Genomic DNA, 26,205 nt, shown 5'->3' with positions numbered 1-26,205 from the left:
TGACTCTAGGCTTCGTCGACGACGGGATTGCGCAGCACGCCGATGTTCTCGATCTCGACCTCGACCACGTCGCCAGGCTTGAGGAAGACCGGCGGCTTGCGGGTGAAGCCGACGCCGGCCGGCGTGCCGGTGGCGATGACGTCGCCGGGGACGAGGTCGAAGATGGTCGAGCTGTACTCGATCAGCCGCGGGATCGAGAAGATCAGCATCGAGGTGTCGGACGACTGCACCACCGCGCCGTTGACGCGCGTCTCGAGCTTCAGCTTGGTGGGATCGCCGATCTCGTCCGGCGTGACCAGCCAAGGACCGAACGGGCCGGTGCCGACGAAGTTCTTGCCGGAGGCGATCTGCTGGGCGTGACGCTGCCAGTCGCGCACGCTGACGTCGTTGTAGATCGAGTAGCCCGCCACGTGATTCCAGGCGTCGGCCTGGTTGATGTGACGGCCGCCCTTGCCGATGACGACGGCAAGCTCGCCCTCCCAGTCGAAATTGTCCGAGACCTTCGGCCGGACCACTGGCGCGTTGTGCGCGACCTGGGAGCGCCAGACCCGGAGGAAGATCGGCGGAAACTCCGTGATCTCGCGCTTCATGCCGAACGCCACGGCTTCATTGTGGTGGTCGAGATAATTGCGCACGGCGCAGACGATCTTCTCCGGACGCGGGATCACCGGCAGATATTTGACGTCGCTCAGCGCCATTGTGGGCTTCTGCCCGGCGACGATGGCGTCGCGCCGCGCATAGTCATCGCTGCCGAGGAAGTCCGCGAGAACAGGGTACTGGGGCAGGGCGCGGCCGAGATCCACGACGCCATTTTCGACAACGGCGCCCCAACTTTCCCGATTTCCGTCCAAGAACGACAGCAGTTTCATGGTTTCGTCCCAAAGGTTAGCATTTTCGATCTTTTACAGTATTTTCGAAAATAGGCCGAAGCGCAAGCCCGCCCCGATAAAAAGCCGGTGCAGCCTATTCGGTATTCAGCAGGTGCGCGGCGTAGGTCGCGACGTTGTCGGCGGTCGAGCGGATATGCGTCTCGATTAGCTGCACCGCGAGATCCGGATTGCGCGAGATGGCGGCCTGCATGATCGCCTGGTGCTCGCCGGCCTTGTCGCGCGGACGCGGCCGGAAATTGGCCGACAGATGCCGATAACGCTCGGCGCGGTCGAACAGCTCGGCGCGAATCGCCAGCAGCGTCGCGGAGCCGCAGGCGGAGACCAGCGCCTGGTGGAACTGGCGATGGGCGATCTTCCACTCGGGATCACGCAGTGGATGTTCGGGATCGCGCTGCTCGATTCGCTTCAATCTGTGAAGGGTCGAGATGACGGCGATTTCCCAATCATCGTCGCCCCGCTCGATGGCGCGGCGGATCAATTCCACCTCGATTAGCACCCGCGCATCGGTGACTTCTACCAGGTCTTGACGGCTGACTGGCGCCACGCGAAATCCGCGCTGCTCCTGCGCGTCGACCAGGCCTTCGGCGGTAAGCGCCGTCAGTGCCTCGCGCAGCGTCGTGAAGCTGACGCCGAATCGCTCGCGCAGGACATCGAACCGCAGCGGCTCGCCGGGCGGAAGCGCGCAGGCAATAATCTCCTCGCGCAGCCGATGAGTGATGTCGGCGGCAACGGTCTTGCCGAATTCCTTGCGGGGGCGAATGGCGCTTTCGGACATGGTCTCTGTCATTGAATCGATGGCTCAACATGCCGCGCAAACGACCATCTTGCAATAATTTTCGTAAACGGTATGATTTTCGAAAATGCGGCTTGGGAGGCGTGTGACATCATGAGAGCGGTGCTGGTGCGTCAGCCGGGTGGACCGGATGCACTCGAACTGGTCGAGCTTCCGGTGCCTATGCCCGGACCCGGCCAGGTGCAGATCCGCGCCGAAGCATTCGGGGTGGGGCAGCCCGATGTGCTGATCCGGCGTGGCGTCTACAAATGGATGCCGCCGCTGCCGGCCAATCCCGGCAACGACGTCGCCGGCCGCATTGCCGCGCTCGGGTCCGGCGTCGAGGGCTTTGCGATCGGCCAGAAGGTGCTGCTGAGCGCGCGCGACCTGTCGCAGCGCGGCGGCTGCTACGCCGACTCTGTGGTCGCGCCCGCGGACGCTATTCATGTGCTGCCCGACAATGTCGATCTGCAAGCGGCCGTGTGCCTGTCGAACTACCAAGTCGCTTATGCGCTGCTGCACGAGTGCCGCCATCCGGGCGCACCGGCGAGCGTGCTGGTGATCGGGGCGGCGGGTGGTGTCGGCACCGCGCTGGTGCAGCTCGCCAAGCTCGCGCACATGAATGTCATCGGCACGGTCTCCACCGAAGAGAAGGCCGCATTCGCGCGGGGCAACGGCGCCGATCAAATCATCTACTACCGCCGCGAAGACGTGGTGGCGCGGACCCGCGAGCTGACCAATAGCGAGGGCGTCGGCCTCGTGCTCGATCACGTCTGTGGACCCGAGTTCACCAGCTATCTCGGCGCACTCGGCAAATGGGGGACGCTGCTGTCCTACAACGCCTTCGCCGGATTGCCGGAAGAAAACCTGATGGCGGCGATGCGCGACCATCTCGACATCTGCCCGGCGATCCGCTGCTTCTCCTTCCACATCTACGACCACGATCGCGACGGGCGTCGCGCACTGATGCGCAACGTGATCGATGCGCTGAGCCGCAATGCGATCAAGCCGGCGATCTCGGCGGTCCTGAAGCTCGACGAGGTCAGACAGGCCCACACGCTGCTCGAGCAGGGCTCCGCGCTCGGCAAGATCATCATGACGCCATGAGGGGGTGGATTGCACGATGACGACACAAGCACCCATTGCACGCTTCACCCGGCTCCGGCACGCGACCTTCGCCTCGCCCGATCCCGAGCGGTTGCTCGACTATTACCGGGCCGTGATCGGTCTCGGCCTCGCCGGCCGCGACGGCAACCGCATCTTCCTCGCCAGCGATTCCGAACAGCTTTCGCTGGTGATCGAACCCGGCGACGCGGCGCTGACGAGCATCGCCTTCGAGATATCTCCTGATGTCCAGATCGAGGCGCTGGGCGCCGCGCTGAAGCAGGCCGATCTGCGGCCCGAACTGCAAAGCGATCCCCTGCCAGGCGTTTCCAAATCGCTGTCGTTCAGCGACCCCGAAGGCACGCGCTTCGAGTTGATCCAGGGCTGGACGCCGACGCCTGCGCAGGAGCGGATCGGTGCGCTTGCCGTCACCAAGCTCGGCCATGTCGCCCTTCGCACGCCCGATCCGCTTGCGACGTCGAAGTTTTGCGCAAGCGTCATGGGTTTGCGGGTCTCCGATTGGGTCGAGGACCGCTTCGTCTTCATGCGCAGTGGCTACGAGCATCACACGCTGAATTTCGCGCGTGGTCCCGCCCGCGGCCTGCATCATCTCGCATTCGAATTGCGCGGCGCCGCCCACATGCAGCAGGCGTGCGATCATTTGGCGCGCCACAAGCTCGATATCCTCTGGGGCCCGGTCCGTCACGGCCCCGGACATAACACCGCCGTCTATCACCGCAACCCCGATGGGCATCTGGTCGAGCTGTTCTACGATCTTGATCGCATGATCGATGAAGAGCTCGGCTATTTCGACCCGCGCCCCTGGCACCGCGATCGTCCGCAGCGGCCGAAGGTCTGGGTCGGGCTGCCGCGCGATGTCTGGGGTCTGCCGCCATCGCCTGAATGCACCGAGTTCGCCCGCTAGCGGACTCAAACTCGACTTGAAGAACGCCGCCTCGTCGCGGCCAAGACATAACAATCAAAGGGAGGACGCATCCATGCGAAGGATGAAGCGGCTTGCTGCGGCGATTTTTCTGTTTGGCGGTTGTCTCGCAACCATCCCGGCGTCGGCGGACAATTATCCGTCGCGTCCGATCCGGCTGCTGCATGGATTTGCCGCCGGCGGCGCGGCCGACACGTTGTCGCGCATCATCGCCGACGGGCTCTCGAAAAAGCTAGGGCAGCCGATCATCGTCGAGGCCAAGCCTGGCGCCGGCGGCAACATCGCCGCGGACGCCATCGCGAAAGCGGCGCCCGACGGCTACACGATCGGGCTCGTCACCGGCGCTCACGCAATTTCCGCGGCGACCTACAAGAGCCTCGCCTACCAGCCGGCCGAGAGCTTCGAGATGATCTCGACGCTGGTCTATTACGCGCTCGTCATCGCCGTGCGTAGCGATTATCCGGCTAAATCGCTGGGCGAGCTCGTCGCCATGGCAAAGCAGAAGCCTGGTGCGCTCTCCTTCGGATCGGTCGGTTTCGGCAGCACGCACCATCTCGCAGGAGAGCTGTTGAACGCAGCCGCCGGCGTCGAGATCGTGCACGTGCCTTATCGCGGCGATTCTCAAGCGGTCACAGCACTGCTCGGCGGAGAGGTTCCGGTGATCGTCGGCACGCCGGTCCTGCTCGCCGCGCAGATCCAGGGCGGTGCGATCCGCGGTCTGGCGGTGACCTCGCCGACGCGTACCGCATTGCTGCCCGATGTGCCGACGGTTCAGGAAGCCGGTATCAAGGGATACGACGTGCGCACCTGGGCCGGCCTGCTGGCCCCGAAGGGAACGCCGCCCGCCATCATGGCCGCACTCAATGCGGCGACGCTGGATGCACTCAGGGATCCCGACCTCAAGCAACGTCTGGAGACCGCCGTCGGCGGCGAGGTTCGTGGCAGCTCGCCGGAGGAGATGAAGCAACTGATCGAGACCGAGATCAGCAAATGGATCGCCGTGGTGGAACGGGCGAAGATCCCGAAGATCTGATCCCAAATAAGCCTATCGCGCTTCGACCACCTCGCCATCCTCCTTCACGAACCGGCCGACGGGATGGTCCAGGAGATCGATGACGGCTTCCGAAGGCCGGCACAAGCGTGTGCCCTTGGGCGTCACCACGATCGGACGGTTGATCAGGATAGGGTGCGCGAGCATCTGGTCGATCAGCTCGTTATCGGACCAATTGGGGTCATCAAGGCCGAGCTCCTTGTAGGGCGTGCCTTTCTCGCGCAGCAGCGCGCGAACGGAGATGCCCAGGGCCTTGACCAGCTCGACAAGCTTTTCGCGGGACGGCGGCGTCTTCAGATATTCGATCACGACCGGCTCGGCGCCGCTCTGCCGGATCATCGCCAGCGTGTTGCGCGAGGTGCCGCAGGCGGGGTTATGATAGATCGTGACGCTCATGAGGTAGTCTCCGCGATTGGGATGGGGCCTCGCGCCTGGGGCCGTCCGAGCAGCCAGTTCATCAACAGCATGGCGGCAAAGGCTCCGCAGAGCTCCGCGAGAATAAATCCGGGCAGGTCGGCGGGACGTATGCCCGAGAACGTGTTCGTCAGCGACCTTGCGATGGCCACCGCCGGATTGGCGAACGAGGTCGAGGCCGTGAACCAGTAGGCCGCCGTGATGTACAGGCCGACCAGCCAGGGGACGGCAGTCCGCTGAAACCGGATCCCGGCCAGGATCGTCGCGATGAGACCGAAGGCGGCGACGGCTTCGGCGAACCATTGCGGTCCGCCGGTTCGCACCTTCGCCGAGAAATCGAGCAGCGGCAGCCCGAACATCAGATGCGCCGCCATCGTTCCCGCAACGCCACCGGCGATCTGCGCGACGACGTAAAGTGCGGCGTCGTTCACCGGCAGCTCGCGCTTGCCGGCGAAGACCAGCGTGACCGCCGGATTGAAGTGCGCGCCGGAGATCGGTCCGAGCACGGTGATCAGGACGACGAGAATGGCCCCGGTCGGCAATGTGTTGCAGAGAAGCGCAAGCGCGACATCCCTGGTCAAGGATTCCGCCATGATGCCGGAGCCGACCACCGCGGCGACGAGAATGCCCGTGCCGAGCGCCTCGGCCGCGAGCCGGCGCGGAAGATCGAATTGATCAGGCACGGCTCCGCTCCTTTCGTTTCGGAGAGCAGCAGGCTTGGATGCTCTCGACGACCGGCGCGCAAACTTCCGGCCGCCCTTCGCAGCAATCCCGCAGCAGGAAAACTGCCACGTCTCGAAACTCGCTGAGATTGGCGCGGTAGACGATCGAACGACTGCGCCGCTCGGAGGTGACGAGCCGCGCGCGCGTCAGGATCGACAAATGCGCCGAGAGCGTATTCTGAGGGACCTCCAACAGCCGTGCGAGATCGCCGGCCGCAAGCCCGTCGGGCTCGTGCCGGACCAGCGTCCGGAAGGCCTCCAGACGGGTCGACTGGGCCAAGGCGGCGAGTGCCAGAACGGCTTCTTCTGTTTCCATATATCCAGACTTATGGAATTATAGGGAGCGCGTCAATCTGGAATTCGGGCGACCGAGTGAATACTTCGAACATTCTAGAAATACAGTTTGACAGTTTGGCATGCGCAGGCGCATCTTGGCGGCCATGAAAATCGATGACGCAGCAGCACGCCTCGAAGCCCTTGGCAACCGGACGCGACTCCAGATCTATCGTGCCTTGGTGCGGGCAGGGCACAAGGGCATGGCCGTCGGCCGCCTGCAGGACAAGCTGAAGATTCCGGCGTCGACGTTATCGCATCACATCAAGACCCTGGTCTCGGTCGGGCTCGTCAGTCAGGTCCGGGAATCAACGACGCTGATCTGCCACGCGAACTTCGACGCGATGCGCGGCCTGGTCGATTTCCTGGCGGCGGAGTGCTGTGCCGACGAGGTCGGATGCAAGGACACGCAAACGGCGGCCTGATCATTTTTTCGGGTCAAGTTATTCGATGGTCCTAGAATGACGGGAGTAACGGCATGAGCGACGCAAAGACGGTAGCCATCATTGGGGCAGGCCCTGTCGGCCTGGCCGCGGCCGCGCATGTGCTCGAACGCGGCATGTCGCCCGTCATGCTCGAGGCCGGACCAGAGGCGGGGCACGCGGTGCGCCAGTGGCAGCAGGTCCAGCTCTTCTCGCCATGGGAGTACAATATCGACAAGGCCGCCGCGCGCCTGCTCACGCCGACGGGATGGAATTCGCCGGACCCGAGCTCATATCCGACAGGTGGCGAACTGCTCGATCGATATCTGATGCCGCTTGCGACGCTAACGGCACTGCGCGAGGTGATCCGGACATCCAGCCGTGTCACGGCCATCAGCCGCGTCGGCTTCGACAAGGCGAAGACGAAGGGGCGTCAGCAGGTGCCGTTCGAAATCCGCTATCAGAACGGCAAAGGTCCCGAAGTGCTGCGCGCGGATGCCGTGATCGATACGTCAGGCACATGGTTCTCGCCCAATCCAGCCGGAGGTAACGGTCTGGCCGCGATCGGCGAGCGTGAATGCGCCGGCCACATCGCCTATGGCATGCCCGATGTCCGTGGTGCCGGGCGCGCCAGATATGCCGGGAAGACCGTTGCGGTGCTCGGCGCTGGCCATTCCGCGGTGGGCACGCTGATCGATCTCGTGCATCTCGCGGATGAGGCGCCGGGGACGCAAGCGATCTGGCTGTTGCGCGGCGCCGATCCCGCCAAGGCGTTTGGCGGCGGCCGGAATGACAAGCTCGCTGCGCGCGGAGAGCTCGGCAGCGCGTTCGCTGCGCTCGTTGCCACCGGGAAGATCAAGGTCGAAGCCGAATTCGGAGTCACGCGTCTCTCGGACTCCGAAGGCCGCCTCGAGATCGCGGCCGGCTTGGGTTGCGGCGGACGAAGCGTGATCGTGGACGAGCTGATCGTCTCGACGGGCTTTCGTCCCGACTTTTCGTTCCTGTCCGAATTGCGCCTGCGGCTCGATCCCGCCATCGAGGCGCCGGTCGCGCTGGCGCCGCTGATCGATCCCAACGAGCACAGCTGCGGCACGGTGCGCCCACACGGCGCGCGCGAGCTCTCGCACGATGAGCCCGGCTTCTACATGGCGGGCATGAAGTCGTATGGCCGCGCGCCGACCTTTCTCATGATGACAGGGTATGAACAGGTGCGCTCGATTGCGGCCGATCTCGCCGGCGACAAGAAAGCCGCCGCAAGGGTGGAGCTCGTGCTGCCGGAGACCGGCGTTTGCACGCGCGGTGGCGTCGAGTCCACTGAAGCCGCATCAGGTTGTTGCGGCGGGCCGGTGAAGCAGGAACCGACGGCGTGTTGCGCCGCCGACGAAGCGGCAAAGAAGGCCGGCGCTTCGGGCTGCGGTTGTTCATGAATTTGGTTCTTGCAGGTGAAGCCGGAGAGTTGCCCATTGTGGTTGGTGCGCCGTTTCGGCCCGGGGGCGGGAGGACAGCATTCGTGACTTGAGCGGCCGGTCTCTGATCGCGGTGATGTGCATCGGCCAGGTCGGCAATCTGCTGCCGCATGTGACGCTGTCCGCGAATTTGGCGCAGCATCTGATGCCGGCGTGGGGACTGTCGGCGGCCGAAGGCGGCTTGATGGCGAGCGGTTACGCGTTCGGCTACATGCTCGCCGTGCCGTTGCTGACGACGTTGACCGACCGGATCGACGCACGGCTGGTCCTGCTCTGGGGCTCGATCGTCAGCGGACTGGCGACCGCCGCGTTCGGAATCTTCGCGCAAGGGTTTTGGTCCGCGACCGCGATCTGGTCCCTGGCAGGGCTTGGATTTGCCGGCGCCTACATGCCGGGCCTGAAGGCGCTGACGGACCGGCTGCCCGCCGGCGACACCTCCCGCGCCGTCACGCTGTACACGTCGAGCTTCTCGGTCGGCGTCGGCCTGTCGTTCCTGATCGCGCAAGTGATCGCCGACCGCTGGGGATGGCGGACGGCTTTCCTTGTCACCGGCTTCGGTCCTATCGCAATGGTCGTCGCGTGCCTTCTGATGCAGGCGCAACGGCCCGCGCCGAAGGCCGGACGTCTTTTGAACTTCGCGCCCGTCTTCGCCAATCGCGAGGCGCTCGGATACATCTTCGGCTACGGCGCCCATTGCTTCGAGCTCTACGGCATCCGCACCTGGCTGGTCGGGTTCTGGACCTTTGTCGTCGCTCATCAAGGCGCGCCGTCGTGGTTGAGCCCCGTCGTGCTGAGCTTCTGCTTCGCGGTGATCTCGATGCCCGCCAGCATCCTCGGCAACGAGGCCGCTCTGAAGTTCGGGCGCCATCGCGCGATCACGGTCGTGATGATCGCGTCGGCCTGCGTCGCACTGATCATCGGGCTCAACGCGACGGCGCCGGCATGGGTGCTCGCACTGCTGCTGCTCGTCTATGGCCTGACCGTGCCGGCCGATTCGGGCGCATTGACCGCCGGCATGTCGGCCGCGGCTGTGTCCGAACATCGTGGCGCGACCCTGGCCCTGCATTCGACGGTCGGCTTCGGCCTGTCGGCTGTCGGCGCCTGGGGCACCGGCGCCGCGCTCGACGCAGCCGGCGGCCCGCAGAGCGCGACCGGTTGGCTGTTGGCGTTCAGCGTCCTTGCCGCCGGGATCGCGCTGGGACCGTTGGCGCTGCTGTGGGCGCGGGCGCAACCGTCTCCGAGCCGCAGCGCGGGATGACGCTATGCGCCCGCCGGCGGTTCATTTGGCCGAACTCGCTCTTTGCGTCTGCGTAAGCCGCTGCTTCACCGTCCGCGCGATCGCTGCCAGGGCCTCCTCGGGTATCGCGAAGCATGAACTCGCGTTGATCTCGCACAGGACGTAGGCGTCGGCCCCAGTCGTGTCTTTCGGACCATACAGGAAGTCCGCGTCCCAAATGACCGGGAGCGAGCCTTCGTCGATCTCCAGTGTCTTCATCATTCCAGGGGTCCACTCATCTTCCATCAATCGACGCAGCCGCTGGAAGCGCGGGTCTGCGTTCGAGGTGTAGAGGCGCGGTCCCGCCTCGGAACGGGCGGCCGGCGAGTCGACCAGGGCTTTGACTTTGTGATAGCCGAAGCCGGCACAGCGATTGCCCGACATATAGCAGCGCACCACGCCTTCGCTCAAGCGTGGCTGGAATGGCTGATCGACCACGCTGCCATTTTCGAAATATTCGGCGCAGCGACCGAGAAAACTATCCAGCGTCAGTTCCTCGGAGCCATCCTTGGTCGCGTCCAGCACCTTTATCATCGGGGAATTCAGCAGCCTCTCGACCTTCCACACGCCTTGGCCGCCGTTGCCGCGGTTGCGCTTGATCACGCGCGGACCGGTGGCGAGCCGTGTCGGCAACTCGGCGCGCATGGCCTCGGCGGTTTGATACAAAGCCGTGTCGCATCCCCACCCCATCGAGCGGGTACGATAGAGTACCTCCTTGGTGCCCATCTTGAGAATGACGTCCGGATGAGCGCTGACCCACACGCCCCGTGCGGCGACGTCGCGCAGCAGGGGATCAAGCTCGACACGCGTCTTGCCCTGGTGGATCGGATCGACCCAGACGAGCACACCGCTGGCCGCAAGCAACTGCTCGCGGACCGCATCGGCGAAGCTTTCGTCGTAGATCGCCGGGCATGCCTCGATGCCGACGGCGGCGAGTGCTTCGAAGACGCGGACGAAGCGGCTGTTTTGCGCCGTCGCATCCCGGCGCGCGGCAGCGTCGCCGCGTGAGAGGATAGCGACGGTGTGTTGGTGAGAAGGGTGTCGTTCGGTGTCCATGCGCAAGCTCCACGAATGGCGTGCTGCGCAGAGCTTGGACCGAGGCCTCACGGGGAGTCTGCTTTGTCCCCACGCAAAGGACACTAGCGAGCCCGTTCGCGAGTTTCAAGACGTGGCTGGCGCGGTTCCGCGGAGCGGTGAACTCTTTGTGACGGTCGCCCGCGGCTCCGGTGGGCAGCCCGATGCACGCGCCCGTTGACAGCTCCCACCTTCGGGTTTTTATTTGGGGCTCGGGGATGTGCGATCTCCCCGTGAGGCGACATGCCCAAGCATCGCGTCCTGATCACCAAGGGCGCAGCATGTCATCATCATACATTCCCTACTTCATCCGGCAGATAGGCTCGATTTTTCGGCTCGGCTCCCGTGCCGATCGCAGCACCGCTGCGCGCGTTGATGCCCGCGCTTTGTCGCGCCTCGTGGGCGTGATGTAGGGGAAAGATCGCGAACCGGACTTCACTTGGGGCGGGTCCGTCGTCGACAGCGGCGACCGGGTCAAACAGCGAAACCAAAGCCTGAGGAGTAGCACAATGAAAAGAATCATCTGGGCCGTGGTCGGCATTGGTGTTTGTCTGCTTGCATTTCGCTTCGGCCTCTTCATCCCGGCATATGCCCAGGATGCCGAATGGCAGAAGGTGGACGAGACCCTGGGCCGCAAGCCCGCCGTCTCGGACGACGTCCGCCGTTACGGCTTTCCCCGCAGCGATCTCTCCGTGACGTTGGACGGGGTTCCCATCAAGCCGGCGCTAGCACTCGGCGGTTGGGTTGCGTTCAAGCCTGTGCATGGCGGCGCAATGATCATGGGCGACCTTGTGCTGCTCGAGACCGAGATCAATCCCGTGATGGCGAAGATGATCGCGAGCGGGCTCGAGATCACAGCCGTGCACAATCATTTGCTGCGTGCGAGCCCGGCAACGTTCTACATGCACGTCGCCGGACAAGGCGACCCCGTCAAACTGGCCTCGGCAATCCATGATGCGCTGGCCGAAAGCAAGACCCCGTTGACGGTCACCGCACCAGCGAGCCCGCCGCCCGCCATCGACCTTGACACGGCGAAGCTCGACCAGATCATTGGAGTGAACGGGAAAGCGAATGGCGGCGTCTACCAGTTCAACGTGAAGCGTCGCGACCCTATCACGGAAGACGGCATGTTGCTGACCCCCGTCGCCGCGATGGGCGTTGCGATCGCCATCAATTTCCAACCGACGGGCGCGGGGAAGGCCGCCATCACCGGCGACTTCGTGCTGACCAGCGACGAGGTGAACCCCGTCATCCTGGCGCTTCGGACCCACGGCATCGAGGTGACGGCGCTGCACAGCCACATGCTGGACGAACAGCCGCGGCTCTTCTTCATGCATTTCTGGGCGAACGACGACGCCGTCAAGCTTGCAGAGGGCCTCCGTGCGGCGATCGACAAGACGGCGAGCACGAAGGGCTGATGCATGGACAAACTCATGGACAAGCTCATGGACAAGCTTGCGTTGGCTTCCATGCTGGCCTTGTTAGTGGGAGGGAACGCCGTGGCCGAGACCCTGAATTTCGACAACGCTGCTGCCGGAAGTTCGCCCGGCGGGTGGACTTTGACGATGACCGGCAAGGGACAGCCGAAATGGACCGTCGAGGCCGAGGCCACGGCGCCCAGCAAGCCGAACGTTCTCAAGCAATCCGGACGGGCGACGTTTCCCCTCGCCATCAAGCGCGATACCGCCATCCGCGACGGCTTCGTCGAGGTGAAATTCAAGGCCGTCGCCGGCTCCGAGGATCGCGCGGCGGGAGTTATTTGGCGTGCGAAGGATGCCGATAATTACTACGTGGTGCGGGCCAACGCACTGGAGGACAATGTCGTGCTGTACAAGACGATCAAGGGCGTTCGAATCTCACTTGATATCGTGGGTCGCAAAGGCGGCTATGGCGTCAGCGCGCCGGTGTCGTCCGGGCAATGGCACCTGCTGCGCTGCGACTTCGCTGGAAGTCGGTTCAAGGTGAGCTATGACGGAAAGAAATTGTTCGAGGTGGAAGACGCCACCATTCCGGACGCCGGCATGATCGGCCTGTGGACCAAGGCAGATAGCGTGACCCTGTTCGATGATCTGACATATGGTGAGACCAAATAGGCGTTTGGTCACCTGTGCCGGAGATTGCCATGAACGTTCGATGCCTGTCGGTCGCGACGGCCCTGCTGATTGCGTCCATCTGCCCGGTACGGGCTGAGGAAAGTCTGGTCGCCTACAAATCGCTCGGTCCGGAACTGGCGCTCGATCTTGCGCGCGCTGCGCTGGCGAACTGCCGCACCCGTGGATACCAAATTGCAGTCGCTGTCGTCGACCGGTTCGGCGTCACGCAAGTGATGTTGCGCGACCGCTTTGCAGGTCCTCACACGCCCTCGACGGCAGCCGGCAAGGCGTGGACTGCTGCCTCCTTCAAGACCAGCACGACCGAGCTGAATGCGATCAGCCAGCCGGGCATGATGCAGGCGGGCATTCGCAACCTTCCCGGAGCAGTCGTCATCGCCGGAGGACTGATCGTTGAAGCGGGCGGCTCCCTGGTCGGAGCGGTCGGCGTGTCCGGCGCTCCGGGCGGTGACGCGGACGAAGCGTGCGCGAAAGCCGGAATTGATGCCATACGCGACAAGCTGGACTTCTGAGAGCCTTTTCGCGAGCCTGGCGCGGCCGTCTGATCCACAGGGATGAGCAGACGCGCCGCCTTCGCATGCTCAGGTGTGACCGCTCATCGAGCGGATATGACAATCACCGATCGTCACGCCAACCTGAGAAGTAACACTGTCGAGCTTCCCCAACGATTGTTCTCGATAAGCCGATGTCCGCGAGAAGCCGGTCGTCCAGTTCGAGAAGCTCGTCGTATTGGCGGCGCCGTGTGATGCCGTCCAGCAGCGCGAGCGTTAACTTCCAGAACCATCGAGGGTTTGGAGAGGGGGCGAAGGCTGCGCTGGATGTGCTGATTGAGCCAGTGGTGCTGTCGCAAGACATGTTTCACCTCCGTAATGGAGCGAAACAACGCTTGGCTCGAAAGCTGGTCGGGCGGTTGTGTTTGACCCGATGGCCGTTGCTATCATGCTGGTCTTTGCCGCACAAGCGACCCTGATCGTGTCTTGATCGTGAGCTGCCTCCGGGTGCTTGCGCCCCGGAACGCTCCGCTTGCGCCCGGGATTTGTCCGCCGAATTTAGACGAGCCGGTGCCGCTGACGCTGGTCGGACCGTCGGTCGTCCGCTGGGGGACGGACCCGGCCGCCGTTCCGGCCTCGGTCACGAACCCTTGACCAAGATCAATGACTGTTTTCGATGCTCGAATATGTTACTGAGGCGGTGTTCCGGCCCGAAAGTGAGATTTAATATTTGATGCAGTTCGTCCGTACCATCCAGGCATTCGCCATCGCCATATCCTTGGCGATGTTGCCGGTTGGCGCGTCCGCGGCGAACCTCGCAATCTCGTCGGACGACATGGCGACGACCATGCACATGAGCGGCGACGCGGATATGTCGATGGACGATTGTTGTCCCGACATGAAGGGAACGGGCTCCCACACTGGTGGCGACAAGTGCGGAATGGGCTTCTGCTGCGTTGGCGGGATCATCGCGCTCGGTGATGTCAGGCCCGTCGCTTTTGCATATCTCGCTGTGACGGCCAGCAAGTTGACCATTCCAGCCGATCAGGTTGTCTGCTTCCGCGGCGCCAGTCCTCCTTTCCGACCACCTCGAATCTGATCTCGCAAAGCCCGAGACGCGAGCGGCATGCCGGCTCGCGACGATGACTGACGTGCGCGCTTCCCGCGCCACGGCGATAGATCAATTCATGAGGACAGGACAATGCTTTCCAGATTCAGCACCGCGGCTCTCGCGGCCACCCTTTCGCTTGCCGCTTCCGCCGCGCTTGCCGGCGCCGGCGACTACGCCTTCGACCCCGTCAATCCGCAGATGAAGAAGGGTGAAGACGTCACGCTCGCCGTTCGCTTGACGAACAAGCAGACCGGCAAGCCCGTGCCGGACGCGGTCGTCTTCAAGACCCGCGTCGACATGGCCCCGGACGGGATGGCCGAGATGGAGTCGCCGGTCGCACCGCTGCCCTCCAAGGAACCCGGTGTGTACGCCTTCAAGACAGACCTGCCGATGGCCGGCCGCTACCAGATCACGCTATCGGCGAAGGTGCAGGGCGAACCCGAGACCGTCATCGGCAAGGTGATCGTCACCGCGACCAAGTGAGCGTTCGGGCGCTGCCCGGCGGCGCCCGACATTCCCTTTTTTCATTCACATGGAAGCGCGCTCCCGGGCGCGCGGATACACCACATGAAAACGCTGCGTCTCCTGACTGCTCTTGCGCTGGGCGGCGGCCTGGCCCTGGCCGGCTACTGGCATTTGAGCCGTGCGCGCGGGCTCCTCGATGCCGACATCATATCCGCTGCCGCTGCCGCCGAGCCAACTCCGCTCTATTACCGCCATCCGGGCGGCGCGCCGCTTTGGTCTGCTGGTCCGAAGAAGGACGAGCGCGGCCGGGACTACCTGCCGGTCTATGACGACGATCAGGCGGTCCGGGCCGTACCGAAGCCGCAGCAGGCGTCCTCGCGGAAAATCCTCTACTACCGCAATCCCATGGGGCTGCCCGACACCTCGCCGGTGCCGAAGAAGGATTCGATGGGGATGAATTATGTCCCCGTTTACGAAGGCGACGACACCGACGACGGCACCGTGAAGCTGTCGCCCGGCAAGATCCAGCGCACGGGCGTGAAGTCCGAGCCGGTCGAGCGTCGCTCGATCCGGGTCTCGGTGAAGGCGCCCGGTACGATCCAACTCGATGAGCGCCGCGTGTCGGTGATCGCGATGCGCGCCGAAAGCTTCGTGCAGAAGGTCGCCGACGTGACCACCGGGACGCGCGTGAAGGCGGGCCAGCCGTTGATGGAAATCTACAGTTCGGCGGTCGCTTCCGCCGCGGCGGAATATCTCGCGACGATCACCTCCAAGACGGTCGGCGGCGTTGAGACGTATGGCCGCGGCTCGCGACAGCGGCTGATCAATCTCGATGTTCCCGACGCGGTTATCGCGGAGATGGACAGGACGCACACCTCGCCCGTCACCATACGCTGGTCTGCGCCGCGCGATGGGATCGTGCTCGAGCGCGGCGCGATCGAAGGTATGCGGGCCAATCCCGGCGACGTGCTGTTCCGGATCGCGGACACCTCGGTCGTCTGGGCGCTGGTCGACGTGGCCGAGCGCGATCTCGGCGACATCGCGGTGGGGCAGTCGGTCGCGGTACGCGCACGCAGTTTCCCCGGCCGAACCTTCACCGGGAAGATCGCCGTTGTCTATCCGCAGGTGAACCGCGACACGCGAACCGTTCGTGTCCGGATCGAGCTTGCCAACCCGGACGCGGTGCTGCTGCCGGACATGTACGTCGATGCCGACATCGACACGGCCGACGCCGCGCCCGTCCTGGCGATACAGGACAGCGCGGTGCTCGACACCGGCAGCCGGCAGAGCGTCCTCGTCGACACAGGGGAAGGGCGTTTCGAGCCGCGGGAGGTTAGGCTGGGCCGTCGCGGCGGCGGTTATGTCGAGGTGCGGGAGGGTCTTTCGGTCGGCGAGGCGGTGGTTACCTCCGCCAATTTTCTGATCGATGCGGAAAGCAACCTCAAAGCGGCGCTGAAGGGTTTTGGTGAGGCGGCGTCCCCCGTCACCGACGTCGGCCCTGGTAACGCAACGGGAGATCGCAAATGATTGCCCGTGTCATCGCCTGGTCGGCGCGCAATCTGTTGCTCGTGCTGTTCGGTACCGGCTTCGCTGCCGCCGCCGGCCTCTATGCCCTGGTTCACCTCCCGCTGGATGCGATCCCGGACCTCTCGGACACGCAGGTCATCGTTTACACCGAGTATGCCGGGCAGGCGCCGCAGGTGATCGAGGATCAGGTCACCTATCCGCTGACGACGGCGATGCTCACCGTGCCGAAATCGAAAGTCGTGCGCGGCTTCTCGTTCTTCGGCGTCTCTTTCGTCTACGTGATCTTCGAGGACGGCACCGACATCTACTGGGCCCGCTCGCGCGTGATGGAATTCCTCAACGGTGCGTCGTCCAGGCTTCCTGCCGGTGTCACCCCGACCATCGGGCCCGACGCGACCGGCGTCGGCTGGGTCTACCAATACGCCGTCATATCGAAGGAATTGAACCTGGCGGACACGCGCACGATCCAGGACTGGAATCTGAAGTTCGCGCTGGCCAAGGCCGATGGCGTCGCCGACGTCGCCAGCATCGGCGGTTTCGTCAAGCAGTATAACGTGGTCCTCGACCCGCAGCGGATGCGCGACCGCGGCATCAGCATGCAAAAAATACGCGAGGCGATCCGCGCCAGCAACGCCGATGTCGGCGGGCGCACCGTCGAGCTCTCCGAGTTCGAATACGTCATCCGCGGCAGGGGCTACATCAAGAGCATCAACGATCTCGGCAACATCGTCCTGAAGACGAGCAACGGCACGCCGGTGTTGCTGCGGGACGTCGCCAACGTCGAGCTCGGACCGGACGAGCGGCGAGGCATCGCCGAATTGAACGGCGAGGGCGAGGTTGCAAGCGGGATCGTGCTGCAGCGGTTCGGCGTCAACGCACTCGACGTCATCGAAAACGTCAAGAAGCGCTTCGGGGAGATCGCGAGCAGCCTGCCGAAATCGGTCGAGATCGTGCCGGTCTACGACCGGTCGAACCTAATCTACGCGGCCATCGATACCCTCAAGCACACCCTGTTCGAGGAGAGCATCGTCGTTGGGCTCGTCTGCATCGTGTTCCTTCTGCATGTCCGCAGTGCGCTCGTCGCGATCTTGATGTTGCCGGTCGGCGTGCTGATGGCGTTCGGTGCCATGAAGCTGCTCGGGCTGGGATCGAACATCATGAGCCTCGGCGGTATCGCGATCGCGATCGGCGCCATGGTGGACGCCGCCATCGTCATGATCGAGAACGCACATAAGCACCTCGAACGGGCGAGGCCTCATCAGTCTCGCGTGCAGATTCTGATCGACGCAGCATCCGAGGTCGGGCCTGCGCTGTTCTTCAGCCTGCTGATCATCACCGTGTCGTTCATGCCGATCTTCACCCTGGAATCGCAGGAGGGGCGATTATTCAGCCCGCTGGCGTTCACGAAGACCTTCTCCATGGCCGCTGCGGCCCTGCTGTCCGTCACCCTGGTGCCGGCGCTGATGGTGATCTTCGTCCGCGGCAGGATTGTCCCGGAGAGCAGGAACGTCATCAATCGCTTCCTGATCTGGGTCTATCGTCCCGTGATCAAGGGAGTTCTGCGCGCCAAGACTCTGGTCATCCTGGCTTCGCTCGTCGTGCTTGCGGTGACAATCTGGCCGGCGCGCCAGCTCGGCACGGAGTTCATGCCGGCGCTGAACGAGGGAACGCTGCTCTACATGCCGACGACGCTGCCCGGCATTTCGGTCACCAAGGCAGCCGAGCTGATGCAGATGCAGGACCGCATCATCAAATCGTTCCCGGAAGTCGCTTCGGTCTACGGCAAGGCGGGGCGAGCCGCCACTGCGACCGATCCCGCGCCGACGGAGATGTTTGAAACAATCGTCAACCTCAAGCCGAAAGAGGCGTGGCGTTCCGGCCTTACCGTCGACGGCCTTGTTGCCGAGATGGACAAGGCGTTGCAATTTCCGGGCGTCTCCAACGCCTGGACCATGCCGATCAAGGCGCGCATCGATATGCTCTCCACCGGCATCCGCACGCCGGTCGGCGTCAAGGTCATGGGAACGGATCTCGGCGAGATCGACCGGCTCGCGAAGCAGATCGAACGCGTCATCAAAACCGTGCCCGGCACGTCGTCGGCCTACGCCGAACGCGGCATCGGCGGCTATTATCTCGAGATCGTTCCGGATCGCGAGGTGCTCGCCCGTTACGGCATATTGATCCAGGACGTTCAGGACACCATCGCTGCCGCGCTCGGTGGTCAGACAGTCACGACGACCGTGGAAGGCCGGCAGCGGTTCACGGTGAACATGCGCTATCCGCGTGACCTCCGCGACAATCCCAAGGCCATCGCCAGCGACATCCTGGTGCCGATGCCTTCGGCCGGCGCCGTGCCGCTCGGCGAGGTCGCCAAGGTCGAGCCGGCACGCGGGCCGACCTCGATCCGGACGGAGAACGGCCAGCTTGCCACCTACATCTACGTCGATATCCGGGATCGGGACATCGGGAGCTATGTCGCCGATGCGCAGCGCGCCGTCAGCGAAAGCATCAAGTTTCCGGCCGGCTATTACGTGATCTGGAGCGGCCAATACGAATATCTGCAGCGCGCCGCCGCCCGCCTGAAAATCGTCGTTCCGGTGACGCTCACGATCATCTTCCTGCTGCTGTACCTGAACTTCCGGGCGATGACCGAGACGCTCATCGTGATGCTGTCACTGCCGTTCGCGCTGGTCGGCGGCATCTGGATGATGTGGTGGCTCGGCTTCAACCTGTCCGTTGCCGTCGCGGTCGGCTTCATCGCTCTCGCCGGCGTTGCCGCCGAGACGGGCGTGGTGATGCTGATCTATCTCGATCACGCGCTGGTCGAGACAAAAGCCAGGTGTAGCGCTGACGGCAGGGTCTTTACCCGACGAGACCTTCACGATGCCATCATGGTGGGTGCGGTCGAGCGCGTGCGGCCCAAGATGATGACGGTGGTCGCGATCATGGCCGGTCTGCTGCCGATCATGTGGAGCACCGGGGCCGGATCGGAGATCATGCAGCGCATTGCGGTGCCCATGATCGGCGGCATGACGTCATCGACACTGCTGACGCTCGTCGTGATCCCCGCGATTTTCGGCCTGGTGAAGGGGCGGGGGCTTCCACCGGGCGAACGATCGGCTCTTGCCGATGAATGGACCATGCGCGTTCCGCAAGCCGCCGAATAGGTGGGCGGCGAAGGTCGTCGTTCTCGGCAACGTCTCCGCCAACAAAAAACCCGCGGCGGATTGCTCCGCGCGGGTGAACTTTCGATGATGCCATTCTGCCAGTGTTTTGCCCGACGTGTCAAAGGCGGAGGCGCGCTGCGCGGAGGATTCGCATCGCCGTCCGGTTTTCCACAACGCGAGGGGTAGTGGTGTTCGGCCGTTCCGGCCCCCCAACAATCGATAATTTGTCATCGCGAGCCGGGCCGTCTTCATAGGAGGGACGTTCCGCTCCGCCTGTCCACATGATCAAGCTGACCGCAACGCAAAGCATCACCTCGTACAAATGGGTGCATCCGACCGAAGAGCGGTAGGATTGGGCAAACACCGAGCAGCGCACAGCAACGCGCTAGCGACAGATCAGAGCTCCGACGCAAAGAACAAGCATCGTCAAGCTGAGCGCAATGGTAACGAGGGCGCGCTCGGCTCTGCTGGTAAGCTCTTCTTCGCTCATGACAACTTTCCCTGCCGCAAGGTCAACCTGCATGCCCTCACCTTGTTCCCCGCACGATCGGGATGCGTGAAGCTTGGTGACTCCAACCTGATCCATGCACGCTGCAGGAGGAAGTGCCGCCAACGTGAACCGCTCTCTGCCGCTTGTGTGCAATAATGCGCTGACGGAAGCTTCCACCAATATCTACGTTCCGACGTCACCGCCCGATCAGTGGCTGTTATCGGTGATGAGAACGCCTGCTTGCGCTCCCGCCTCCTCCGGAACCGATCGTGCAGTGAGCCAGCGGCGCAAGATCAATGAATCCCACGAAGAGGGGCTTGCAGAAATGGCCGTTCGTCTTCGCTCAGCCGCGGAACTGCTCCCGCCAGGGCCAGTGAGAGATGCCGCCCTCAGACGCGCACGCTGGGCTGAAACAAGCTTGTCGTTAGATGATTGGCTCAACTCGCCAGGACTACAGCCACCGACCTGACGGTGACACCGCCCTGCAGGGATTCAGGCCATGTTCGGTGAGGCTCCAGCAAGAAAAAACCCGCGGCGGATTGCTCCGCGCGGGTGAACTTTCGATGCTGCCATTCTGCCAGTGTTTTGCCCGACGTGTCAAAGCTGAACAGCGCGACGGGCAGGGATGGATGGGTCCGGCAAACGCCTATTTGGTGCAACCAAAATGGCGAATGATTTCAACACCCTCGCTACTGTGCATGGGGTTGTTTTCGCGCTTTTTGTTTTGCGGCCTGCCGAAGCGACGCGCTTTAGCGCCGTCCGCGCGGCGCTTCCGCCTTGGCCGGCGGGTCGGTCTGCGGTCCGCAGCTCGCGGCCGCGAGCGAGCCTTGCGCCTGCGGCATCAGGCCGGGCTCTGGGGCGAGCGCCTTCATCACGATCAGGCCGGTGGTGCTGGGGGAATCGATGATCAGGCGGTCGGCGGCGGTGATCTCTTCGTCCTCGGGCAGCTCGTTGTGCTGCGGCTCGGTCATCAGGTCGAGCTCGATCACCTTCTTGCCGGCCGAGCGGTCGTTGATGGCGTAATAGGCGATCTCGTTGCGGGTGTAGAACGACACCGAGGTGTAGGCCTGGCTGACGGGGACCGTCAGCTTGATCGGCCCGTTCGACAGATCGTAGCGGCAGATCGCCAGCGCAAAGGCCGGATCCATGAACGGCATCGGCGAGGTGCTGGGATCGGCAAGCGGAAGCTGCGTGACGCCGTTGAGCTTGGTCATCGGCGTCAGCCGCGAATAAGCGTCCTGGGTCGCGATCCGCGGCAGCGCCAGCACGCTGACGAGATGGACCACAAGGCCCAGCACCACGCCGGCAACGATGGTGAACAACAGCCGGATCATGAGCAGCCCGCCGTCGTGATGGTGGGCATCGGCGCATCGCGCTGGGTGCGCGTGGCAACGCCGACCGGGGTGTCGTAGAGCCGCAGCATCAGCGCGTAGCGCTCGATGCCGCCGGTCGGCAGCCAGTTGCCGGCGCGCGAGCGCGAGGCGATGCGGATCTCGAACGAGCCGTCGGACTGCCGCACGATCTCCTGGCTGGTGAAGCCGTAGCGCTGCAGCGAATTGGGGACGAGATGACCCTTGCGGTCGTAGAGCGTCAGCGTCCAGAACCGCGCCGGCGGCGTCACGCCGGAGACCACGACGTCGCAGCGGCCGTCGAGCACCTTCTTCTTGTCGTCGGCGGTCGCGGTGAAGGCGACGCCGTCGCCGGTGCCGATCGGCAGCTCGCCGTTGCGCACGATGGTGGCGCGCGAATAGGGATCGACGTCGGCGGTGCCGGTGCGCGGACGCGCGGTCCAGGGGCCGATGGTCAGCGCGCCGATCTCGGTGCCGCGCGTCGTGGTCATCCAGGTCGCGCCGACGCCCACCACGGTTGCGAGCAGAAGGGCCGTCAATGTGATCAGGATCAGCCGCACTTGTTTCGATCAGTTCTTGTTTCGATTAGTTCTTGCGCGGGGCGGATGCGTTCGCATTCTCTTCCGCATAGTTCTGCGGGAAGGCGAGCGCGCTCGTGGACGATGCCGGCTTGGCTTGCTTGGGATCGGTGGCCGCCGATTTGGTCGCGGTCCTGGCCGCGTCATCCAGCAGCTTCTCGACGCGGACCAAAACGTCGGCGCCGCGCTTGGTCAATACCGGCGGCGGACCGGGCTTGGTCTCCAGCACCTTCGGCGCCGCATTGGCCTGCGCGTTGGCGATCCGCTCGGGCGGCAGCTTCTGGCCCATGCCGATGCCGGCGATTTCCCGCACCTCGACGCCCTGATGCGCCGCGAGCATGATGTCGTGCCAGGTCTGCGCCGGCAGCGAGCCGCCGGTCATGCGGTTGGTCGGCGAATAGTCGTCATTGCCGTACCAGACCGCGCAGGTGAAATTGCCGGTGTAGCCGACGAACCAGGCGTCGCGATACGCATTGGTCGTGCCGGTCTTGCCCGCGGTCGGGATGCCGTCGAGGGCTGCGCGACGCGCCGTGCCTTCGCTGACGACGTGGCTCATCATGCCGGCCATGTCGGCGGCAACGGAGGCGGGAATCGCCTGGCGCGGCTTCGGCCCGTCGCGGTCCCAGCGCCAGACCGGATCGCCGGCGCCGGTGCGCACTTCCAGCACGGAATGCGGCGTCACCGCCTTGCCGCGGTTGGGGAAGGTCGCATACGCCACCGCGTGCTCGAGCACGGTGACTTCGTCCGAGCCGATCGGCAGCGACGGCGTGTCGGGCAGCGGCGCCTTGAGGCCGAAGCGGCGGGCGACCTCGACGATCTTGGCGCGGCCGACCTTGGCCGGGTTCTGCGCTTTGGGCTCGTTCTTCTGGCCGATCGCGATCGACAGCTTGACGGGCACCACGTTGATCGAACGCGTGATCGCCTGCGTCAGCGTCACCGAGCCGGAATAGGAATGGCCATAGTTCTGCGGGCACCAATTGCCGATGCAGACCGGGCCGTCGACCACGATCGAATTCGGCGTGAAGCCGTTGAGGAGCGCGGTGGTGTAGACGTAAGGCTTGAACGACGAGCCCGGCTGGCGATAGGCGTCGGTGGCGCGGTTGAACTGGCTGGCGCCGTAGTCGCGGCCGCCGACCATGGCGCGGATGCCGCCGTCGAGATCGGAGACGACGGTCGCGGCCTGGGTCGCGTGATAGTCGCGGCCGAACTGGCGCAGCTGGTTCTCGACCGCGTCTTCCGCCGCCTTCTGCACATTGGTGTCGATCGCGAGCCGGACCACGAAGACGCGCTCGGTGTAGGATTTCGGGAAGGTGTCGACCAGCTTGCGCATCTCGTCGAAGGCGTAGTCGAGATAATAATTCGGCGACGCCTCGTAGCGGCGGTCGACCGCGAAGGCGGGATTGCGGCGGGCGCCGAACACCTGGCCCTCGGTCATGAAGCCGGCGTCGACGAGATTGTCGAGCACCACGTTGGCGCGGGCGCGGGCGGCGGGCAGGTTGATGTGGGGCGCGTATTTGGTCGGTGCCTTGAACAGGCCGGCGAGCATCGCGGCTTCGGCGAGCGTCACGTCGCGTGCCGACTTGTTGAAGTAGAAATGCGCGGCGCCGTCGACGCCGAAGGTGCCGCCGCCCATATAGGCGCGGTCGAGATACAGCTTGAGGATCTCGTTCTTGGTCAGACGCCATTCCAGCCAGACCGCGAGGAAGGCTTCGTTGACCTTGCGCTCGATGGTGCGCTCGTTGCTCAGGAACAGGTTCTTGGCGAGCTGCTGGGTGATCGAGGAGCCGCCCTGGCGGACGCCGCCGGCTTGGGCGTTGGTGACGAGAGCGCGGGCGGTGCCGGCGATGTCGATGCCGAAATGCTCGTAGAAGCGGCGGTCCTCGGTCGCGAGCGTCGCCTTGATCAGCACGTCCGGAAAATCTTCCAGCGGGATCGAATCGTTGTGCTTGATGCCGCGGCTGCCGATCGGGTTGCCGTAACGGTCGAGGAAAGTCACCGCGAGGTCGGACTTCTTCAGCCAGTCCTCGTCCGCGGTCTCGCGGAAGGCGGGGATGGCGAGGGTTAGCATCACAACCAGGCCGCCGAGGCCGAGGGTCGCAGCCTCCGACAGCGGCTCGATGAATACCCAGCGCTTCCACCGCCCGACATAGAAGCGGTCCATGAAGGTCGAGTAGCGCTCGTAGAGCTCGCGGATGCCCTTGGCCGAGGAGAACAGCGAGGAGTCGATGCGCGCATCGAGATCCAGGAAGAAATTCCGGATCCGGGCTTTCCAATGCGGTGGTATGATCTGGCGCACCTAGAACCCTTGCGGCTTGGTTCGAAAGCGTTCAAGCACCCGGCCGGGGCGGCATCGAGACGTCTTGCGGGAGTGTTGCGGCAAACCCAAGGCGCCCGGCCAGCGACGGTGGGGACTTGCTGTTCCTTCTAGCCGAGCAGGGCCTATAAACCAATGGTCACGCTTGCGATTTTGAACAACAGGCCTAATTGACCCCGGTTCATTACGGGCCTCACGCGGGCGTTGCTTGCAGCCCCAGGGCGGCACGCCCTAGATGGCACCAGCCGTAGCTCTTTCGAACTTTTGTTGAGGCGCATGACCGCAGCTCCCAAACGACCTTCAGGCCAGGAAGGATTCTTCTGGAAAACCAAGACGTTGGAAGAGATGTCGGGGCCCGAATGGGAGAGCCTGTGCGACGGCTGCGGCCGCTGCTGCCTGAACAAGCTCGAGGAAGAGGGCACCGGCGACATCTACTTCACCCATGTCGGCTGCAAGCTGCTCGATGGGGTGACCTGCGGCTGCAAGGACTATGCGAATCGTTCCGACAAGGTTCCGGACTGCGTCCGCCTGACCCCGGCCAATGTCCGCACCCTGAACTGGCTGCCGCCAAGCTGCGGCTACAAGCTCGTTGCGGAAGGGCGCGACCTCTATTGGTGGCATCCGCTGGTGTCAGGCGATCCCGACACGGTGCATGAGGCCGGCGTCTCCGTACGCGGACGGGTCGAAGGCAGCGAGGTGGAGATCCCGGACGAGGAGCTCGAGAACCACATCGTGCAATGGCCGGCGCAGCTGCCGAAACGGGCCCGCCTGAAGCGACGTCCGAAGGACTGATCCGGCTGCGAGATTGAGGTCGCGCCGGAGCGGACGCCCAGCCCTTGGCGCAGCATATTGATACAATCTGAGATTGTGATAGACTGGCGTCGTTTTACGATGCCGTTTTTTCTGTTGCCTTCTGTTTTCAGTCCCCACCCGGGGGCGCAAATCTTTTGGAGATGCATATGGCAAAATCGCAAAAGCAGGCGAAGAAATCTCCCGTTGTCAAAAGTCAGGCCCGGCTATTTTGTCAGAACGGCCCGAGAGTCCCGCCGCAACTCAGTCCGGCTGTCATGGCCGACCCACTTCGCGCACGTGCGATTCTCGCGAGCCGATCCAAGTGGGTGAACGGCACGGTCCTGCACTACTGCTTTTTCACCTCGGGTCATTTTGAAGTTCCCAGGGCCCACGCGGACGCGGTACGCAAGGCCTTCGCGAAGTGGAAGGCGGTAGGCATCGGCCTCGAATTCCAGGAGGTCTCCCAACTCGCTGAAGCCGAGGTGCGAATTGGCTATTCAGTGACAGACGGATCGTCGGCGTCGCAGGTTGGCAGGGACGTGCTGCAGGTATCCCAGACCGAACCGACCACCGTGTATGGCTGGGATCTGACCTCGCAATATGGCAGCGGCACTGCGCTGCACGAACTCGGACACGTGCTTGGCATGGAGCACGAGCATCAAAACCCTTCGCCGGCATCAAGTGGGATGAGGAGGCTGTTTACAAGCCGCTGGGCGCTCCGCCCAACAAGTGGAGCCGCTCGACGACGTTTCACAACATTCTGGAGAAGCTCACCCCGCAGCAGGTACAGGGTTCAACATGGGACCCGGATTCCATCATGGAATACGAGTTTGAGCCGGGGCTGATTGCGGAGCCGAAGCCATACGAGACCAATGGTCTGGTTCCTCCGGGGACGCTCTCCGCCGGAGACAAGCAGTGGATCCGCCGTTGGTATCCGCCGCTACAGCCGGCCTTGACGACGCTTCAGCCCTTCCATCCGGCCGTGGTCGATCTCGCCGCTGGTCAGCAGATGGACTACGCGATCAAACCCAGCGCCTCACGCAAATATACCATCGAGACCAAAGGGCCGTCTGACGCAACGTTGGTTCTCTTCGAGGACGTGAACGGAACGCCGCGGTTTCTCGCGGGTGACGATGATAGCGGCGAGGATCGAAACGCGAAGATTTCCTACAAATTGTTCGCCGGCCGAGGCTATATCGCCCGGTTGCGACTGGTGCATCCAGACCCCTCGGGCAAGACGGCACTGATGTTTTCCTAAAGTTGCCCTGGGGCGTCGCAGGGCAGGCTTTGCAAAAACCTGATCGGGAGATGGCGTCGCCACGGCCGCTGTCTGGTAAGCCGAC

At 63.9% G+C, this 26,205-nt stretch carries 26 protein-coding genes; 16 read left to right on the top strand and 10 right to left on the bottom strand.

Annotated features, from left to right (window positions below):
* Positions 1-5: 5 nt before the first annotated feature.
* Positions 6-869, bottom strand: coding sequence for a fumarylacetoacetate hydrolase family protein (locus AC0L3P_RS05055; RefSeq protein ID WP_473301163.1), 864 nt, complete (start codon positions 867-869; stop codon positions 6-8).
* Between the two features lie 94 nt (positions 870-963).
* Positions 964-1,665 carry a GntR family transcriptional regulator gene (locus AC0L3P_RS05050; RefSeq protein ID WP_473301162.1) on the bottom strand — a complete coding sequence of 234 codons (702 nt, stop codon included), beginning with the start codon at positions 1,663-1,665 and terminating at the stop codon, positions 964-966.
* A gap of 111 nt (positions 1,666-1,776) precedes the next feature.
* Here AC0L3P_RS05050 and AC0L3P_RS05045 point away from each other — a divergent pair, with 111 nt between their 5' ends.
* The 3 genes from AC0L3P_RS05045 to AC0L3P_RS05035 all read left to right on the top strand — a co-directional run bounded on the left by AC0L3P_RS05045 (position 1,777) and on the right by AC0L3P_RS05035 (position 4,742).
* On the top strand, positions 1,777-2,769 hold the full coding sequence (locus AC0L3P_RS05045; RefSeq protein ID WP_473301161.1) for a zinc-dependent alcohol dehydrogenase family protein: 993 nt from the start codon (positions 1,777-1,779) through the stop codon (positions 2,767-2,769).
* 16 nt (positions 2,770-2,785) lie between these two features.
* Positions 2,786-3,691: a VOC family protein gene (locus AC0L3P_RS05040; protein ID WP_473301160.1), complete on the top strand. Its 906-nt coding sequence runs from the start codon at positions 2,786-2,788 to the stop codon at positions 3,689-3,691.
* 73 nt (positions 3,692-3,764) lie between these two features.
* Positions 3,765-4,742, top strand: a complete 978-nt coding sequence (locus AC0L3P_RS05035) for a tripartite tricarboxylate transporter substrate binding protein (RefSeq protein WP_473301159.1) — start codon at positions 3,765-3,767, stop codon at positions 4,740-4,742.
* A 12-nt stretch (positions 4,743-4,754) separates the two neighbouring features.
* Here AC0L3P_RS05035 and arsC read toward each other — a convergent pair whose 3' ends face one another.
* Genes arsC through AC0L3P_RS05020 form a run of 3 tightly spaced genes read right to left on the bottom strand, consistent with a single transcriptional unit; the run spans position 4,755 to position 6,212 of the window.
* Positions 4,755-5,156: an arsenate reductase (glutaredoxin) gene (arsC, locus tag AC0L3P_RS05030; RefSeq protein WP_473301158.1), complete on the bottom strand. Its 402-nt coding sequence runs from the start codon at positions 5,154-5,156 to the stop codon at positions 4,755-4,757.
* On the bottom strand, positions 5,153-5,857 hold the full coding sequence (locus AC0L3P_RS05025) for an aquaporin (protein ID WP_473301157.1): 705 nt from the start codon (positions 5,855-5,857) through the stop codon (positions 5,153-5,155). Before AC0L3P_RS05025 ends, arsC begins: the two co-directional genes overlap by 4 nt.
* Positions 5,850-6,212, bottom strand: coding sequence for an ArsR/SmtB family transcription factor (locus AC0L3P_RS05020; protein ID WP_473301156.1), 363 nt, complete (start codon positions 6,210-6,212; stop codon positions 5,850-5,852). The genes AC0L3P_RS05025 and AC0L3P_RS05020 overlap by 8 nt, the downstream gene beginning before the upstream one ends.
* A 124-nt stretch (positions 6,213-6,336) precedes the next feature.
* Between AC0L3P_RS05020 and AC0L3P_RS05015 the strand changes: the two genes are divergently transcribed.
* From AC0L3P_RS05015 to AC0L3P_RS05005, 3 genes are all read left to right on the top strand, one after another.
* Positions 6,337-6,654, top strand: coding sequence for an ArsR/SmtB family transcription factor (locus tag AC0L3P_RS05015; protein ID WP_354056201.1), 318 nt, complete (start codon positions 6,337-6,339; stop codon positions 6,652-6,654).
* Between the two features lie 53 nt (positions 6,655-6,707).
* Positions 6,708-8,078 (top strand): NAD(P)-binding domain-containing protein, encoded by a 1,371-nt coding sequence (locus AC0L3P_RS05010; protein ID WP_473301155.1) that lies wholly within the window; start codon positions 6,708-6,710, stop codon positions 8,076-8,078.
* A gap of 115 nt (positions 8,079-8,193) precedes the next feature.
* Positions 8,194-9,375 carry an MFS transporter gene (locus tag AC0L3P_RS05005; RefSeq protein ID WP_473301178.1) on the top strand — a complete coding sequence of 394 codons (1,182 nt, stop codon included), beginning with the start codon at positions 8,194-8,196 and terminating at the stop codon, positions 9,373-9,375.
* A 21-nt stretch (positions 9,376-9,396) separates the two neighbouring features.
* Here AC0L3P_RS05005 and AC0L3P_RS05000 read toward each other — a convergent pair whose 3' ends face one another.
* On the bottom strand, positions 9,397-10,449 hold the full coding sequence (locus tag AC0L3P_RS05000) for a Cj0069 family protein (RefSeq protein ID WP_473301154.1): 1,053 nt from the start codon (positions 10,447-10,449) through the stop codon (positions 9,397-9,399).
* A gap of 527 nt (positions 10,450-10,976) precedes the next feature.
* Between AC0L3P_RS05000 and AC0L3P_RS04995 the strand changes: the two genes are divergently transcribed.
* The 3 genes from AC0L3P_RS04995 to AC0L3P_RS04985 are packed head-to-tail and all read left to right on the top strand — an operon-like array spanning position 10,977 to position 13,090.
* Positions 10,977-11,885, top strand: coding sequence for a DUF1259 domain-containing protein (locus tag AC0L3P_RS04995; RefSeq protein ID WP_473301153.1), 909 nt, complete (start codon positions 10,977-10,979; stop codon positions 11,883-11,885).
* A 15-nt stretch (positions 11,886-11,900) separates the two neighbouring features.
* Entirely contained in the window at positions 11,901-12,560 is a 660-nt protein-coding gene (locus tag AC0L3P_RS04990) for a hypothetical protein (RefSeq protein WP_275167759.1), read from the top strand.
* Between the two features lie 29 nt (positions 12,561-12,589).
* Positions 12,590-13,090 carry a GlcG/HbpS family heme-binding protein gene (locus tag AC0L3P_RS04985; protein ID WP_473301152.1) on the top strand — a complete coding sequence of 167 codons (501 nt, stop codon included), beginning with the start codon at positions 12,590-12,592 and terminating at the stop codon, positions 13,088-13,090.
* Positions 13,091-13,193: 103 nt separating this feature from the next.
* On the opposite strand, the gene AC0L3P_RS04980 is transcribed toward AC0L3P_RS04985, so the two are convergent.
* Positions 13,194-13,433: a YjiS-like domain-containing protein gene (locus AC0L3P_RS04980; RefSeq protein ID WP_275167758.1), complete on the bottom strand. Its 240-nt coding sequence runs from the start codon at positions 13,431-13,433 to the stop codon at positions 13,194-13,196.
* 369 nt (positions 13,434-13,802) lie between these two features.
* Here AC0L3P_RS04980 and AC0L3P_RS04975 point away from each other — a divergent pair, with 369 nt between their 5' ends.
* The 4 genes from AC0L3P_RS04975 to AC0L3P_RS04960 all read left to right on the top strand — a co-directional run bounded on the left by AC0L3P_RS04975 (position 13,803) and on the right by AC0L3P_RS04960 (position 19,339).
* A complete protein-coding gene (locus tag AC0L3P_RS04975) occupies positions 13,803-14,168 on the top strand; it encodes a hypothetical protein (protein WP_275167819.1) in 366 nt (121 codons plus the stop codon).
* A 102-nt stretch (positions 14,169-14,270) separates the two neighbouring features.
* Positions 14,271-14,663, top strand: a complete 393-nt coding sequence (locus AC0L3P_RS04970; RefSeq protein ID WP_275167757.1) for a FixH family protein — start codon at positions 14,271-14,273, stop codon at positions 14,661-14,663.
* An 84-nt stretch (positions 14,664-14,747) separates the two neighbouring features.
* The gene (locus AC0L3P_RS04965; RefSeq protein WP_473301151.1) at positions 14,748-16,172 is read left to right on the top strand and encodes an efflux RND transporter periplasmic adaptor subunit; all 1,425 of its coding nucleotides are present in this window, start codon (positions 14,748-14,750) and stop codon (positions 16,170-16,172) included.
* A complete protein-coding gene (locus AC0L3P_RS04960) occupies positions 16,169-19,339 on the top strand; it encodes an efflux RND transporter permease subunit (protein ID WP_473301150.1) in 3,171 nt (1,056 codons plus the stop codon). The genes AC0L3P_RS04965 and AC0L3P_RS04960 overlap by 4 nt, the downstream gene beginning before the upstream one ends.
* Positions 19,340-20,578: 1,239 nt before the next feature.
* Here AC0L3P_RS04960 and AC0L3P_RS04955 read toward each other — a convergent pair.
* From AC0L3P_RS04955 to AC0L3P_RS04945, 3 genes are read right to left on the bottom strand one after another with little or no spacing between them, the layout of a single operon-like run.
* The gene (locus tag AC0L3P_RS04955; RefSeq protein ID WP_473301149.1) at positions 20,579-21,163 is read right to left on the bottom strand and encodes a DUF1254 domain-containing protein; all 585 of its coding nucleotides are present in this window, start codon (positions 21,161-21,163) and stop codon (positions 20,579-20,581) included.
* Positions 21,160-21,738: a DUF1214 domain-containing protein gene (locus AC0L3P_RS04950; protein WP_007593444.1), complete on the bottom strand. Its 579-nt coding sequence runs from the start codon at positions 21,736-21,738 to the stop codon at positions 21,160-21,162. Before AC0L3P_RS04950 ends, AC0L3P_RS04955 begins: the two co-directional genes overlap by 4 nt.
* Before the next feature lie 25 nt (positions 21,739-21,763).
* A complete protein-coding gene (locus AC0L3P_RS04945; protein WP_275167753.1) occupies positions 21,764-24,052 on the bottom strand; it encodes a transglycosylase domain-containing protein in 2,289 nt (762 codons plus the stop codon).
* 294 nt (positions 24,053-24,346) lie between these two features.
* On the opposite strand from AC0L3P_RS04945, the gene AC0L3P_RS04940 reads away from it, so the two are divergent.
* The 3 genes from AC0L3P_RS04940 (at position 24,347) to AC0L3P_RS04930 (ending at position 26,120) form a co-directional block, all read left to right on the top strand.
* Entirely contained in the window at positions 24,347-24,862 is a 516-nt protein-coding gene (locus AC0L3P_RS04940) for a YcgN family cysteine cluster protein (protein WP_275167752.1), read from the top strand.
* Positions 24,863-25,029: 167 nt separating this feature from the next.
* The gene (locus AC0L3P_RS04935) at positions 25,030-25,707 is read left to right on the top strand and encodes a matrixin family metalloprotease (protein ID WP_473301148.1); all 678 of its coding nucleotides are present in this window, start codon (positions 25,030-25,032) and stop codon (positions 25,705-25,707) included.
* Positions 25,680-26,120: a hypothetical protein gene (locus AC0L3P_RS04930; RefSeq protein ID WP_473301147.1), complete on the top strand. Its 441-nt coding sequence runs from the start codon at positions 25,680-25,682 to the stop codon at positions 26,118-26,120. The genes AC0L3P_RS04935 and AC0L3P_RS04930 overlap by 28 nt, the downstream gene beginning before the upstream one ends.
* Positions 26,121-26,205 lie beyond the last annotated feature (85 nt).

Source organism: Bradyrhizobium sp. WSM4874, assembly GCF_055811835.1.
The sequence above is the reverse complement of the archived record's forward strand: the minus strand, read 5'-3'. Positions and strand labels throughout refer to the sequence as shown.